Here is a 15,140-nt window from a genome sequence, read left to right on the forward strand (position 1 = left end):
GCCGCCGGCGGACGTACCGGCCATTCCCCCGCGGGGGCATCGCCGCCATCGTTTCCCCTGGTGGTGTAGGTGGGCCCCGTCCGGTGACAAGCGGCCGATCGGAAACAACCGGTAAACCCTATACACTTTTTCGCGCACGTTATAGAGAGAACCCCGACACCCCAGAGGGAGTCCCCATGGTCGAAGGAAATCCGCCCGGGCGAGATTCGTCACACGCCCCCGCCGTACCCGTCGACGACGACGCGTCCCGGTCGCGCCACGTCGAACCCCCGAAGGTCAACTGGCCGGTGTTCCTCATCTCCGGCCTCGGCATCATCGCCATCGCGCTGTGGGCGATCCTCGCCCCCGAGCACGCGGCCGACACGCTGGCCAACATCGTCGCCACCGTGTCGAAGAACATGGGCTGGTTCTACATCCTCACCGCCACCATCGTGGTGGTGTTCATGATCGGCATCGCCCTGTCGAAGGCCGGCACCATCAAGCTCGGCCCCGATCACGCGAAGCCGCAGTTCCGCCTGTTCTCCTGGGCGTCCATGCTGTTCGCCGCCGGCATCGGCGTCGACCTCATGTTCTTCTCCGTCGCCGAGCCGGTCGCCCAGTACTACGGGCCCCCGTCCGGCGACGCCGAGACCGTCGAGGCGGCCCGCCAGGCCGTCGTCTACACCCTGTTCCACTACGGCGTCACCGGCTGGGCGATGTACGCGCTCATGGGCATGGCGTTCGGCTACTTCGCCTACCGCCAGAACATGCCGCTGGCCATCCGCTCCGCGCTGTACCCGATCTTCGGCAAGCGCATCCACGGCCCCGTCGGCGACGCCGTCGACGTCGCCGCGATGCTCGGCACCGTCTTCGGCGTCGCCACGTCGCTCGGCATCGGCGTCGTCCAGCTGAACTACGGCCTCAAGGTCCTGTTCGGCGTGGAGGAGGGCGTCTCCGCGCAGATCGCGCTCGTCGTCCTCGCCGTCGTCGTCGCCGCGTTCTCCGCGGTCTCCGGCGTCGACAAGGGCATCCGCCGCCTGTCGGAGATCAACGTCGGCCTCGCCATCGCGCTGGCCCTCTACATCCTCATCACCGGCAAGACGTCGTTCCTGTTCGACGCCCTGGTCATGAACGTCGGCGAGTACGTCTCGTCCTTCCCGTCCATGACCATGGACACCTACGCCTTCTCCGGCGCGCAGGAGTGGCTGAACGCCTGGACCCTGTTCTTCTGGGCCTGGTGGGTGGCGTGGGCGCCGTTCGTCGGCCTGTTCCTCGCCCGCATCTCCCGCGGCCGCACCCTGCGCCAGTTCATCGCCGGCACCCTGACCATCCCGTTCCTGTTCATCCTCATGTGGGTGTCCATCTTCGGCAATTCCGCGCTGTCGATCGTCCTCGGCGGCGACGACGAGTTCGGGCAGCTCGCCGTCGATCACCCGGAGCGCGCGTTCTACCTGCTGCTCGGCGAGTACCCGTGGCCGGTCGTCGTCATGGTGATCGCGTCGCTCATCGGCCTGCTGCTGTACATCACCTCCGCCGACTCCGCGGCGCTGGTCATGGCGAACTTCACGTCGAAGATCACCGACTCGCAGCAGGACGGCAAGGCGCTGTCCCGCATCTTCTGGGCCGTCGCCGTCGGCGTCCTCACCGTCGCCATGCTCTTCGTCGGCGGCGTGCCGACGCTGCAGGCCGCGACGATCGTCATGGGCCTGCCGTTCGCCTTCGTCATCTACATGATCATGTACAGCCTGTTCACCAGCCTGCGGCTCGAGCACTACCGCACCCGCTCCCGCACCCTGGCCATGTACGGCGCCATGTCCGGCCGCGCCTCCGGCGGGCCGTCCTCCACCGACTGGCGGCGCCGCCTCGCCCGCTCCATGTCCTTCCCCTCCGCCCGCCAGGTCGCCCGCCACGTCGACGCCGTCGTGGCCCCCGCCCTGGAGCAGGTCGCCGAGGAGCTGCGCGGGCGCGGCGCCGACGTGGATCTGTACCGTGGTCCCGTGGAGGACACGGGCATCGATCAGCTCGACCTGCACGTGAAGTTCGACGACGAGCGCGACTTCCGCTACCAGGTCTACCCGACCGCCCACCCCGTGCCATCGTTCGCCGGCCGCGTCCACCTGGACCACGACGGCGACCGCGAGTACTACCGGCTCGAGGTGTTCACCCTCACCGGCTCCCTCGGCTACGACGTCCACGGCTACACCGAGGCCCAGATCATCGAGAACGTCCTCGACCTCTACGAGGGCCACATGGAGTTCCTGCACCTGCAGCGCGACCTGCCGGGTGCGTCCGACGTCTCCGACAACGCAGATCCGGTCCGCGAATGGTCCGGCGACTACACCAAGGAGGACTGACCACATGACCGACGCCACCACGTCCGGCCAGAACGCCCCGCTGAACCCCGTCGACCACGGGGGCCGCACCATCTACGTCGACGGCGAGTGGGGCCCCGCCGACTCCGGCGAGACCCGGACCATCACCTGCCCGGGCACCGGCGAGGTCGTCGCCGAGGTCGCCGAGGGCGGCCGCTCCGACGCGGAGCGCGCCATCGCCGCCGCCCGCGCCGCCTTCGACGGCGGCTGCTGGGACGGCGTCACCGCGTGGGACCGCGGCGAGCTGCTGCGCCGCGTCGCCGACGGCATCGAGGCCCGCAAGGACGAGTTCGCCCGCGCCGAGTCCACGGACACCGGCAAGCGCGTCCCGGAGTCCGAGGTCGACATGGACGACATCATCGGCTGCTTCCGCTACTTCGGCACCCTCGCCGGCCACGACGCCGGCCGCGTCATCGACGCCGGCGACCCGACCGTCGTCGCCCGCGTCGTCCGCGAGCCCGTCGGCGTCTGCGGCCTCATCACCCCGTGGAACTACCCGCTGCTGCAGGTCGCCTGGAAGGTCGCCCCCTGCATCGCCGCCGGCAACACCTTCGTGCTGAAGCCCGCGGAGCTGACCCCGCACACCGCCATCCTGCTCATGCAGGTCCTCGAGGAGGCGGGCCTGCCGAAGGGTGCCGGCAACCTCGTCACCGGCGCCGGCGCCGAGGCCGGCGCGCCGCTGTCCTCCGACCCGCGCGTCGACATGGTGTCCTTCACCGGCGGCCTGGTCACCGGCCGCCACATCGCCGCCGAGGCCGCGGCGACGGTGAAGAAGATCGCCCTCGAGCTGGGCGGCAAGAACCCGAACATCATCTTCGCCGACGCCGACTTCGAGGCCGCCGTCGACAACGCCCTCAACGCCGCGTTCCTGCACTCCGGCCAGGTGTGCTCCGCCGGCGCCCGCCTGGTGGTGGAGGAGTCCATCGCCGAGCGCTTCGTCGACGCCCTCGTCGAGCGCGCCGGGCACATCCGCCTCGGCGGCCCGCTGGACCAGGAGGCGGAGACCGGCGCCCTCATCTCCGAGGCGCACCGCGACAAGGTCCACGCCTACGTCGAGCGCGCCCGCGAGCAGGGCGCCCGCGTCCGCTGCGGCGGCCGCTTCGCCGAGGGCCCGTCCGCCGACGGCTCCCTCGACCTCGCCTCCGGCTGGTACTACGAGCCGACCGTCATCGACCGCTGCACCCGCGAGATGGACTGCGTCCACGACGAGGCGTTCGGCCCGACCGTCACCGTCGAGACCTTCACGACGGAGGAGGAGGCCATCGAGATCGGCAACGACACCATCTACGGCCTCGCCGGCGCCGTGTGGACCACCGACGCCGGCCGCGGCGAGCGCGTCGCCGCCGCCCTGCGCCACGGCACCATCTGGATCAACGACTTCGGCCCGTACTTGCCGCAGGCCGAGTGGGGCGGCATGAAGGCCTCCGGCGTCGGCCGCGAGCTCGGCCTCGCCGGCATGGAGGAGTACACGGAGCAGAAGCTCGTCTACCGCAACACCGCCCCGGCCGTCACCGGCTGGTTCGAGGACCGCCGCGGCGAGTAGCGGATAGGGCGGGGCTGCGGCCGGGGACGGGCGCCTCGGCCGGCCCCGGTCCCCCGGTCCGCGCTGGCGTTTCGGACGCCGGGGCGGACGGGCCTTCCCGTCCTTCGTGAAGACGGACGGTTTTCGGCGGTCGGGACCCTGTTCGGGGAGGTGGGTGTCCCGCCGTCAGCCGTCGAGGCGCCTGGCGACGAGCAGCGCGTCGATCGCCCCGTCGCGCTCGACCGGCCCGCGCGCGAGGATCTCCCACGCGCCGTCGGCGGCCCCGTCCCCGCCGGGCGCGCCCGGGCTGCCGGAGGTCCCGTCGACAAGTGCGGCGGCGATCTCCGCCGACGTGAACCGCACCTCCTGCCCCGGGCCGTGGCGCGGCTCCGGCTCCGTGGCGCAGTGGCCGACGACGAACAGCAGCCCGCCGGGTGCGACCGCCGCGGCGAGGGTGCGCCAGAAGCGGGCGCGGTCGGCGTCGGGGAGGTGCAGGTAGGCGGCGACGACGAGGTCGGCGGGCGCACCCGGCCGCCACCGCCGGACGTCCGCCTGCACGTACGACGCGCGCAGGCCGCGCGATTCGAGGAGTTCGCGGGTCTGCCGCAGGCCGGTCGCGGAGAAGTCGACGGCGGTGACGTCCCACCCGTGCTCCGCGAGCCACGCGGCGTTGCGGCCCTGGCCGGCGCCGACGTCGTAGGCGGTGCGGGGCGGGGCACCGGCGTCGTCGCGGGCGAACGGGGTCAGGTGCTCGACGAGCAGCGCGTTCGCGTCGCCGTAGCGCGCGGGCGAGGACGCGAAGCGGTCGTCCCAGAAGGTCGAATCCATGCCCTGGAGGGTATACGCGTGATGCGTGACGACGGCGCCCGCCGCCGCCCAGGTGCACCCCCGCACGCGGAATACCGTCACCGCGCGGTCGCCGCACGCGCGCCCCGCCCGCGCGGACCCGGGCCCCGCGGCCCGCGCACGAAAAACGGACCGGTTCCGGCGGACGGGACCCCGGTTTACCAGGGTCCCGTCCGCCGAAACCGGTCCGTCTGCGCGGAAGGCGCGGCGGGCGCGCGAAGGAAGGCCCGCGCCCTGCGCCCGGTCCGCGCGCCCTATGCGCTGCCTACGCGCGGCCCGCGTGCGCGGCGACGGCGTCGAGGCCGGCGTGCGTGAGGTGCAGCGTCAGGTTGTACGGCAGCTTGTCGTCGATGACGCCGACGATCCAGCGGTCGGCGGAGCACATGTCGTGGCCGGTGGACATCGGCTTGAGGTCGACGAACTCGACGCCGGTGTCGCCGGCGGCCTGGATGACGGCCCACTGCAGGCCGTCCTCGATCTCGCGGATGTTGATGCCGGGGGTGCGGGCGCCGCCGGGGCCGAAGTTGACCAGGCAGACGCCGCCGTCCGGGGCGGAGATGGTAGGGAAGCCGACGAGCTTGATGCGCGCGTTCGGGGCGGCGGCGCGGATCTGGTTGACGGTGTCGCGGACGGCGACGCGGAGGTTCTCCTGGATCTCCGGGACCGGCATGCGCTGGTTCAGCACGTACGGGTAGGTGTCGTTGGCGCCGGCGAGGAGGACGACCTGGGAGGTGCCGGCGTCGAGGGCGCCGGACTCGGTCGCGCGGCGGACCTGCTCGGCGATGCGCATGCCGCCGGTGCGGAAGGAGGCGCCGGCGCAGGTGTAGTCGTCGGTGTGCAGGCCGGAGGCGGCGGAGTAGCCGGCGGCGAAGCGGCCGTCGGTGGGGCAGTCGGCGGCGTTGGCCTGGCCGGGCTGGGAGGCGCGGGCGTAGTCGACGAGGCTCGGGTTCGCGGTGAGCGAGTCGCCGAACGCGACGGCGTTGCCCGGGGCGGCGGCGGCCATGGGGGCCGCCGCGGCGAGCATGCCGGCGGCGGCGAGGCCGGCCAGGATCGGACGGATGCGCATGTGGGGCCTTCCTTCGGTGGTGCGGCTGCGGACGCGGGGGCGGCGTCCCGGGCGCGGGCGCGCGGGGGCCGCGGCGTTCCCCCAGGGTAGCCGTTGCCGGTTCGTTACGAAAATCGGATTGACGGTAAAACTAGCAGGTTTCACCCCCGCACGCGAGGGGTTGGTGGTGCGGATGGTGCGCAGGCGCTTCCGCGTGACGACGGCCTCCGCGTCACCCGCCCGCCCATCGTCCCGGATGGTCGGGTCCCCGTGCGTGACGACGACCCCCGCGTCACGGGGACGCGGGGGGCGCGGGGGCCGGGCCCGCCTGGCCCGGCGGTCGGCGCCGCCCGCGCGGGTGCGCGGGGGTCGCCGGCCGGTTTCCCGGGCCGGCGGCGGGGACTAAGCCCCCGGCCGGCCGGGGAGGGGGCTAGCCCTTCAGGGACGCCGGCGGGGTGAAGCGGTCGCCGTAGCGCTCCGCCAGCTCCTCGGCGCGGGCGACGAAGCCCTCGACGCCGCGGCGGTCGGCGTTGCCCTCGCCGGAGATGACGGTGGCGCCGTCGTAGTTGGTGATGAACTGGCGGGTGCCGCCGGTCCACGCCGGGTAGCCGATGCCGAAGATGGAGCCGATGTTGGCGTCCGCGTCGTGCAGGACGACGCCCTCGTCGACGCACTTCTGCGTCTCGATGGCCTCGATGAACAGCATGCGGTCGGCGAGATCCTGGAGGTCGGACTCCTCCGGGGCGACGGAGCCGCCGCCGAGGTGCTCGCGCAGGCCCTCCCACAGGCCGGCGCGGCGGCCGTCGGCGTACTCGTAGAAGCCCTTGCCCTCCAGCTTGCCGGGGCGGTCGAACTCGCCGAGCATGCGCTCGACGATCTCGGTGACGCCGCCGTCGTCCAGCGTGCGGCCCTCGGCCTCGGCGGCCGCGCGGTTCTCGTCGCCGATCTTCTTGATCAGCTTGAGGTTCAGCTCGTCGGCCAGCTGCAGCTGCGGGGCCGGGTAGCCGGCCTGGCGGGCGGCGGCCTCGATGACGGCGGGCTCGTGGCCCTCGGCCAGCATGCGGATGGCCTCGTTGATGACGGTGCCGATGACGCGGGAGGTGTAGAAGCCGCGGGAGTCGGTGACGACGATCGGGATCTTGCGGATCTGGACGGCGAAGTCGAGGGCCTTGGCCAGGATGGCCGGGTCGGTCTCGTCGCCGGAGATGATCTCGATGAGCTGCATCTTGTCCACGGGGGAGAAGAAGTGCAGGCCGATGAAGTCGCCGGTGCGCTTGACGTGGGAGGCGAGCTCCGTGATCGGCAGGGTGGAGGTGTTGGAGCCCAGCACCGCGGTCTCCGGCACGGCGGCCTCGATCTCGGCGTGGACCCTGTGCTTGAGCTCGGTGTTCTCGAAGACGGCCTCGATGACGAGGTCGACGTCGGACATGTCGTCGTAGGACTCGGTCGGGACGATGCGGTCGAGCAGTGCCTTCGACTTCTCCTCGGTGGTGCGGCCGCGCTCCAGCGCCTTGGCCTCGAGGCCCTCGGAGTAGGCCTTGCCGCGCTCGGCGTTCTCCAGGGAGACGTCCTTCAGCACGACGTCCATGCCGGCCTTCGCGCAGACGTAGGCGATGCCCGCGCCCATCATGCCGGCGCCGACGACGGCGACCTTCTTGAACTCGGTCTTCGGGTACGGGGTGCCGTCGGCCTGCAGCGGGCGGGAGCCGCCGCCGTTGCAGTGGTTCAGGTCGAAGAAGAACGCCTGCATCATGTTCTTCGACTGGGTGCCGCACACGAGCTCGGTGAAGTAGCGGGACTCGATGCGCAGGGCGGTGTCGATGTCGACCTGGGCGCCCTCGATGGCGGCCTGCATGGCGCGGCGCGGGGCGAGCATCGGAGCGCCCTTGAGCTGCTTGGTGAGGTTGGCGGGGAAGGACGGCAGGACGGCGCCGAGCTTCGGGTTGGTCGGGGTGCCGCCCGGGAAGCGGAAGCCCTTCTCGTCCCACGGCTGCGCGGCGCGGGCCTCGTCGGAGGCGAGCCAGGCGCGGGCGTGGTCGAGGAGCTCGTCGGCCGGGACGACCTCGTCGACGAGGCCGGTCTTCAGGGCCTGGGCGGGCGCCATCTGCTTGCCGGTCAGGATGACCTTCATGAGGGCGTCCTGCAGGCCGAGCATGCGGGTGACGCGGGAGATGCCGCCGCCGCCCGGCAGCAGGCCGAGGGTGACCTCGGGCAGGCCGATCTTGGCGGAGCGGGAGTCGACCGCGATGCGGTGGTTGGCGGCGAGGGCGACCTCGAGGCCGCCGCCGAGCGCCGCGCCGTTGATGGCGGCGACGACGGGGACGGGGAGGAGCTCGATGCGGCGGAGGCCGGCCTTCATCTCCTCGACCATCTCGAACATGTCGCGGGCGTCGTCGGCGCCCGCCTTGGACATCTGCTTGATGTCGCCGCCGGCGAAGAAGGTCTTCTTCGCGGAGGTGATGATGACGCCGGTGACGTCGCCGGAGCCGTCGCCGACGGCCTCCTCGAGGCGCTGCGCGACCTCGGTGAGGTCCTTGCGGAACGTCTGGTTCATGGTGTTGACGGGCGCGTTCGGGTCGTCCATCGTCAGCGTGACGACGCCGCCCTCCTGCTCCCACCGGAACATGCTGTCGGTCATGGTGCGTTCTCCTGGGTGTCTTCGTTGATGCGTTCGGGTGGGAGGGGCTAGACGCGCTCGATGATGGTGGCGACGCCCATGCCGCCGGCGACGCACAGCGTCATCAGGGCGTAGCGGCCGCCGGAGCGGTGCAGCTCGTCGATGGCGGTGCCGGTGATCATCGCGCCGGTGGCGCCCAGCGGGTGGCCCATGGCGATGGCGCCGCCGTTGATGTTGAGCTTCTCGTCGTCGATGCCGAGCGAGCGCTGGGCGTGCAGGACGACGGCGGAGAACGCCTCGTTGATCTCCCAGACGTCGATGTCGTCGACCGTGAGGTTCGCCTTGGCGAGGACCTCGCGGACGGCCGGCTCGATGCCGGTGAGCATGATGGTCGGCTCGACGCCGTTGACGGCGGTGGCGACGACGCGGGCGCGGGGCTCGAGGCCCATGTCCGCGCCGGCCTTCTCGGAGCCGACGAGGGTCATGGCGGCGCCGTCGACGATGCCGGAGGAGTTGCCGGCGTGGTGGAGGTGCTGGACCTGCTCGAGCTGCGGGTACTTCTTCAGGGCGACGGCGTCGAAGCCGCCCTGGGAACCCATGCCGGCGAACGCCGGGCGGAGGCCGGACAGCGACTCGGCGGTGACGCCGGCGCGGACGGTCTCGTCGTGGTCGAGGATGGTCATGCCGTTCTGGTCGACGACCGGGACGACGGAGCGGTCGAAGCGGCCCTCCTCGCGGGCCTTCGCGGCGCGCTCGTGGGAGCGGGCGGCGAACGCGTCGAGCTCGTCGCGGGTCAGCCCGTCGAGGCTGGCGATGAGGTCGGCGGAGATGCCCTGCGGGACGAAGTCGGTGGCGAAGGAGACCTGCGCGTCCATGGCCATGGCGCCGCCGTCGGACATCATGGGGACGCGGGACATGGACTCGACGCCGCCGGCGAGGACCAGCTCGTCGAAGCCGGAGCGGACCTTCTGGGCGGCCAGGTTGATGGCGGTGAGGCCGGACGCGCAGAAGCGGTTCACCTGGACGCCGCCGGTGCGGTACGGCAGGCCGGCGACGAGCGCGGCGGTGCGGGCGATGTCGGCGCCCTGGTCGGCGACGGGGGTGACGCAGCCGACGATGAGGTCGCTGATGCGCTCCTCGTCCAGGTCGGGGAAGCGGGTGCGGAGCTCGTCGATGAGGCCGACGAGCAGCTGGACGGGGCGGACCTCGTGCAGCGAACCGGTCTTCTTGCCCTTGCCGCGCGGGGTGCGGATGGCCTCGTAGATGAAGGCCTCGCCGCCCGCGGGGATGGTGGGGTTGGTCATGGGGTTTCGTGTCCTCGCGCAGTAGGTGACGATGTGTTGCACGTCACTGTATCCCCGCCATTTCCGCCGCGGCAACGCAATGACGTGTATTCCGGCAGAAGCACCCCCGGACGCCCGCGCGACCCCGCTACCGGCGGCGCAGGACCAGCACGAGGTTGCTGACCGCGACCTCGCGGAAGGCGGGGACGCGCGTCATCCACCACGCCCACCACGGGTGGTAGCGGGGGAACGCGGCGAGCAGATCGGCCTCGCCGGAGCGGTCCATCTCCCGGCCCCACTCCAGGCCCTCGCGGCAGTGGACCTTGAACAGGGACTCGCCGTAGTAGTTCTTCGGCCGCTTCCCGTGCTTCTCCTCGTACATCCGGCGGGCGCGGTCGCCGCCGAGGTAGTGCGTCAGCCCCATCTCGTGGCCGCCGAACGGGCCGTACCAGATGGTGTAGCTGTAGACGACCAGGCCGCCGGGGCGGGTGACGCGCAGCATCTCGCGGCCCATGCGCCACGGCTCCGCCACGTGCTCCGCGACGTTGGAGCTGTACGTCAGGTCGAAGGCGCCGTCGCGGAACGGCAGCTCCAGGCCGGAGCCGCGCACGGACGACTCCAGGCGGATGCCCGCCGCCGCCATCTCGCCGACGTCCGGCTCGCAGGTGACGTAGTCGGCGCCGCGACGGGCGAACGCCTCGGCGAAGTAGCCCGGGCCGCCACCGACGTCGAGGATCCGCGCCCCCGTCAGGGGGGAGTCGACGATGCCCGCGCCGGGGGCGTCCGCGGAGGCGGGGCGCAGCTCGCCCTCGGCGATGCCCTCCAGCAGCGACACCGTGTCATCGGCCAGGTGGCCGTAGAAGCGGGCGGGCTCCGGCTGCTCGTACTTGAAGGAGTCCAGCAGCCCGAAGGACCTGCGCAGCGTCGCGTGCGGGGTGAGCGTGCGCAGCGGGGCGGGGACGATCCGGTCGCGGAATGCTTCGATCACGGGATCAAAGGTATACCGGAAGAACCGGCGCGTTAGACTGCGCCGTCATGAAGATTCTCCTGCTGTGCTGGCGCGACACCGGCCACCCCGAGGGCGGCGGCTCCGAGCGCTACCTCGAGCGCGTGGCCGAGCACCTCGCCCGCCGCGGTCACCGGGTGGTCTTCCGCACCGCCGCCTACGCCGGCGCCCCGCGCCGCTCCACCCGAGCGGGGGTGCGCTACTCCCGCGCCGGCGGCAGCTACGGCGTCTACGTCCGCGCCGGGCTGTCGATGCTCGCCGCCCGCGCGGGCCTCGGATCCATCGCCCGGGAGCTGGGCGGCCGGCCCGACGTCGTCGTCGACACGCAGAACGGCATCCCGTTCATGGCGCGCGTCTTCTCCGGCGCCCCGACCGTGCTGCTCACCCACCACTGCCACCGCGAGCAGTGGCCCGTCGCCGGGCCGCTGACCGGCCGCATCGGCTGGTTCATCGAGTCCGTCGTCTCCCCGCTGGTCCACCGCGGCTGCCGCTACGTCACCGTGTCCCTGCCGTCGGCCGACGACCTCGAGGGCCTCGGCGTGCGCCGCGACGCCGTCACCGTCATCCGCAACGGCGTCGACCCCGTCCCCGACGGACCCGGCGCCGAGGCCGCGGCGGCCGCCGCCGCGGAGGGCGACGACGCCGCCGGCATGACCGCCATCACCGGCTCCGCCGCCGGCCCCCGCCTGGTCACCCTGTCCCGCCTGGTGCCGCACAAGCGCATCGAGCACGCCATCGACGCCGTCGCCGCGCTGGCCCCCGAGCACCCCGGCATCGTCCTCGACGTCATCGGCTCCGGCTGGTGGCGCGACGAGCTGCTCGACTACGCCGGCCGCCGCGGCGTCGGCTGCCACGTCATCTTCCACGGCCAGGTGTCGGAGGAGGAGAAGCACGCGATCCTCGCCCGCGCCGACCTGCACCTCATGCCGTCGCGCAAGGAGGGCTGGGGCCTCGCGGTCATCGAGGCCGCCCAGCACGGCGTCCCCACCATCGGCTACGCCTCCTCCGCCGGCCTGCGCGACAGCGTCGTCGACGGGGAGACCGGCGTCCTCGCCGGCGACGCCCCCGGCGACCTCGTCGGGGAGGTCCGCCGCCTCGTCGCCGACGACGACCTGCGCCGCCGCCTCGGCGACGCCGCCCGCCGCCGCGCGGAGACGTTCAGCTGGGACGCCACCGCCGAGGCGATGGAGCGCGTCATCCTCGACGTCGCGGAGGGCTGACGCCGCGGGCGGGTGCCGTCGTCACGCATCGTGCGGTGCGCGCGCGATCGCGCGCGCCGCGTGACGACGGCGGCCCCGCGCCCGCCTCAGCGCCGCGCCCGGGAGGCCGCGGCGCCGGCCCCGCGCAGCGCCGCGGCGAGCGGGCCCGACAGCAGCAGCGCCGCCCAGATCGTCAGCCCCGCCCACGCCGGCGCGCGGTCGGCGTCCGGCGTCCGCGCCACGGCGCCGGGGACGTGGAAGAGCGTCAGCGCCGCATCCGAGTACACGCGATCGAGCTGCGCCAGCACGCGCTCGGAGGCGCCGACCTCGCCCGGCGAGTTCTCCAGCAGCACCCAGCCGACGCCCTCGGCCCGCAGCCGCTCCACCGCGTCGCCGGGGGCGTGCAGCAGCACGTCCTGGACGCGGGAGGCGCGCGTCGCCTCGCCCTCTACCAGGCGGCCGCCGACGGCGAGATCGCCGGTGGACAGCACGTCGGCGGGAAGGATCTTCGTCGCCGGGTCCAGCACCGGCCGGCCCGCGATGGTGCGGTAGGTGCCCGCCGGCAGCACCGCCACGTCCTGGTCCGTCATGGCGACCAGGCCCGACACCGGCTGCCAGCCCGGCCACGACGCCACCGGCCGCAGCGGCGCCACCGCCGCCGGCAGCTCCGGCACCGCGACCATGATCATCAGCGCCGCCGTCGCCGCGGCCAGCGGCCGGCGGGGCCGCGGCAGCCGCGCCGCCAGCGCCGTCGCGCCCGCCGCCGCGAGCACCGCGTAGCCCGGCAGCGCCAGCGCCACCCACTTCTGCCCGTCGCGCAGGATGCCCGCGCCGGGCACGCCCGCGATGAGCCGCTCCATCACCGCCAGGCCCGGGCCGGTCGCCGCCAGCGCCGGCAGCACCACCGCCGCGGCGGCCAGGACGATGAGGCGGCGGCGCACCGCGATGGCCTCCGGGGCGCCGACGCCCGCGCGCACCGCGCCCGGCGCCCACGCCCGGCGGGCGCCCGCGGCGAGCAGCGCCAGCAGGGCCATCACCGCCAGGGCGGCGACGCCGTGCTCCCGGGAAGCGGGCACGACCTGCGAGTTCCAGATGCCGCCGAGGCCCGCCAGCGCCCCGAGCGTGCCGACGAAGTGCTCCGCCCGCGCCGCGAACGCGTGCGCCCCCTCCGGATCGGAGGCGGCGCCCGAGGCGCCGGCCGGGCCCGCGACCATCGCGGCGACCGTGACGACGAGCCACGGGGCGGAGGCGACGACGCCCGTCGCCAGGGCGAACAGCCGGTCCCGCCACCCGCGGGCGGCGACGACGGCGACCGCGGTGGCCAGCAGCGCGCCCGTCGGGGTGATGCCCGCCGCGGCCATCGCCGTCGCCCGCCACCAGCGGGCGCCGACCGCCCCGGCCACCGCGACGGCCGGCAGCAGCACCGCCCCCAGCACCAGCGACCACTGGCCCTGCAGCAGCCGCTCCACGACGAAGGGGTTCCACAGCGTCACCGTCACCGCGGCGATCTGGCCGACCGGGCCCGCGGTCAGCAGGCGCCGCACGAGCTCCGCGGCGCAGACGCCGCCGGCGATGAACGCCGCGAACAGCAGGAACGACGCCACCCGCGCGGCGCTGGTGACCTGCCCCGCCAGCGCCAGCAGCGCGTCCTGCGGCGTCGCCCGCGCGGGGGAGCCACCGACGCCGAGCGCCGCGTCGGTCAGCGCCGGATGCGCCGGGACGACCATGTCGCGCAGCAGCAGATCGCCCGGCAGCGCCAGCGGCCACAGGGCCAGGACGGTGAGCAGCAGCGTCCACGCGATGGCGGCGACGTGCACCGTGCCGCGGGGCACGGCGCCGGGGACGAAGGCGGCGGTCGCGCCGCCGGGCGCTGCGGGGTTCCTCGTGCTCACGCGGCAATCCTATGTTTTTCGGGGGCGGGCGTGCGGGGATGCGGCGGAGCGGAGGCGGCCGGTCCCGCCGGCCCCGGGATCGGCGGCGCCCCGCCACCGGGGTCTCCGGTGGCGGGGCGTCGGCGTGCCGGGCGGGGTGCGCCGTGCGGCGCGGGGCCGCAGGGCCCGGCGGTGAACCTGCCCGCGGGTGGCGGGTGCGGTGGACGCGGGGGCGTCGGCTAGCTGCGGCGCGCGCCGATGATGCCGGCGACGACGAGGACCAGGCCGATGATGCCCAGGATGATCGGGGCGACCGTGCCGAAGGTGCTCAGCTTGCCGGCGGACTCCATGGCCTTGCCGAGCTGGTTGGACTTGGTCTGCTCGGACCACTGGGCGACGAAGTCCATGGCGGTGCGGTCGCGCTCGCGCTCCTCCTTGGCCCGGTCCGGGCCGGCGATGCGCTTCGCGTCCTCCTCGTCCTCGGCATAGAACTGGAAGATGTGCTCCGTGCCGTTGACGATCATGCCGGTGGTCGGCTCGACGCGGACGGTGCGGACGTTGGCGTACCAGCGGTCCATGGTGACGTCCTCGTCGCCCTCGAGGCCCCACTTGTGGGCCGGGAAGGTCAGGCGCAGGGAGGCCATGTGGTTCTTGTCGGCCTCGGTCAGCTCGCGGCCGTTGGCCGTCTGGTGGGCCTTGAAGGACTCGTACAGGTTCACCGGCTCGATGGTCATCTCGTACTTGTAGACCGTCTCGCCGTCCTGCTCCTCCTCCGCGATGAAGTCGATCGGCTGCTCGATGAGGCCGACGACGTCGTAGTACGGGTAGGACTTCTTCTCGGCGCCCATCGGGAACTGGTACTGGATGCCCGGACGGGTGAACTCCTGCAGCTGGTCCGCGCCCGGCTGGTTCGGGTTGTGGTACTGCGTCGTGGAGATCGGCTCATCGACCGGGAAGGACGTGTAGCGGTCCAGGGTGATGCGGTCGATGGTCGCGTTGACGAGGTTCTTCGGCTCCTCGCGGTCGCCGCGGAGGATGGTGGTGCCGACCTCGAGCGTCACGACGTCGCCGTCGGACGGCTCCTCGGTGTGGACGTGGCGGTTCGACTGCAGCGGGGTCTGCTCGTTGATGAAGCAGTGGACCGGCAGATCCTCGCCCTCGCAGCGGGGATCGTTCTCGCGGCCCTTGACCGGCTCGTTCTTGCCCAGGGCACCGGAGTCGAGGAGCGAGCCCTCGCGCTGATCGGTGATGGTGGTGCTGACGGTGTCCAGCGGGATGGACTTCAGCTTCGGGACCAGGAAGGCCGGCAGCAGCACGGCCATGACGACGAGCGCTGCGCCGACGATGATCGCGATATGCGACAGGGTTTTCTTCATGTGTTCAGCAACTTTCCGTTCGCG

At 73.1% G+C, this 15,140-nt stretch carries 10 protein-coding genes; 3 read left to right on the forward strand and 7 right to left on the reverse strand.

The features are described 5' to 3' along the window. Positions 1-176: 176 nt before the first annotated feature. Both betT and QQS41_RS10280 read left to right on the forward strand, forming a co-directional pair. Complete coding sequence (gene betT / locus QQS41_RS10275; RefSeq protein ID WP_448852635.1) at positions 177-2,333, forward strand: choline BCCT transporter BetT; 2,157 nt, start codon at positions 177-179, stop codon at positions 2,331-2,333. Positions 2,334-2,337: 4 nt separating this feature from the next. Continuing rightward, positions 2,338-3,894, forward strand: a complete 1,557-nt coding sequence (locus QQS41_RS10280) for an aldehyde dehydrogenase family protein (RefSeq protein ID WP_448852636.1) — start codon at positions 2,338-2,340, stop codon at positions 3,892-3,894. A 165-nt stretch (positions 3,895-4,059) separates the two neighbouring features. Here the strand turns inward: QQS41_RS10280 and QQS41_RS10285 are convergent, their stop codons facing one another. The 5 genes from QQS41_RS10285 to QQS41_RS10305 all read right to left on the reverse strand — a co-directional run bounded on the left by QQS41_RS10285 (position 4,060) and on the right by QQS41_RS10305 (position 10,652). After that, entirely contained in the window at positions 4,060-4,701 is a 642-nt protein-coding gene (locus tag QQS41_RS10285) for a class I SAM-dependent methyltransferase (RefSeq protein WP_448852637.1), read from the reverse strand. Positions 4,702-4,984: 283 nt separating this feature from the next. Beyond that, entirely contained in the window at positions 4,985-5,785 is an 801-nt protein-coding gene (locus QQS41_RS10290; RefSeq protein ID WP_448852638.1) for a GDSL-type esterase/lipase family protein, read from the reverse strand. 409 nt (positions 5,786-6,194) lie between these two features. Continuing rightward, entirely contained in the window at positions 6,195-8,402 is a 2,208-nt protein-coding gene (locus tag QQS41_RS10295) for a 3-hydroxyacyl-CoA dehydrogenase NAD-binding domain-containing protein (RefSeq protein WP_448852640.1), read from the reverse strand. Positions 8,403-8,449: 47 nt separating this feature from the next. Next, complete coding sequence (locus QQS41_RS10300; RefSeq protein WP_448852641.1) at positions 8,450-9,685, reverse strand: acetyl-CoA C-acetyltransferase; 1,236 nt, start codon at positions 9,683-9,685, stop codon at positions 8,450-8,452. Positions 9,686-9,812: 127 nt separating this feature from the next. Then, positions 9,813-10,652, reverse strand: coding sequence for a class I SAM-dependent methyltransferase (locus QQS41_RS10305; RefSeq protein WP_448852642.1), 840 nt, complete (start codon positions 10,650-10,652; stop codon positions 9,813-9,815). Positions 10,653-10,699: 47 nt separating this feature from the next. Between QQS41_RS10305 and QQS41_RS10310 the strand changes: the two genes are divergently transcribed. After that, the gene (locus tag QQS41_RS10310; protein WP_448852643.1) at positions 10,700-11,890 is read left to right on the forward strand and encodes a glycosyltransferase family 4 protein; all 1,191 of its coding nucleotides are present in this window, start codon (positions 10,700-10,702) and stop codon (positions 11,888-11,890) included. 86 nt (positions 11,891-11,976) lie between these two features. Here QQS41_RS10310 and QQS41_RS10315 read toward each other — a convergent pair whose 3' ends face one another. Next, on the reverse strand, positions 11,977-13,761 hold the full coding sequence (locus QQS41_RS10315; RefSeq protein WP_448852644.1) for a hypothetical protein: 1,785 nt from the start codon (positions 13,759-13,761) through the stop codon (positions 11,977-11,979). Between the two features lie 218 nt (positions 13,762-13,979). Continuing rightward, positions 13,980-15,116 (reverse strand): DUF3068 domain-containing protein, encoded by a 1,137-nt coding sequence (locus QQS41_RS10320; protein WP_448852645.1) that lies wholly within the window; start codon positions 15,114-15,116, stop codon positions 13,980-13,982. Positions 15,117-15,140: the final 24 nt, after the last annotated feature.

This window comes from Corynebacterium sp. 335C (assembly GCF_053525695.1).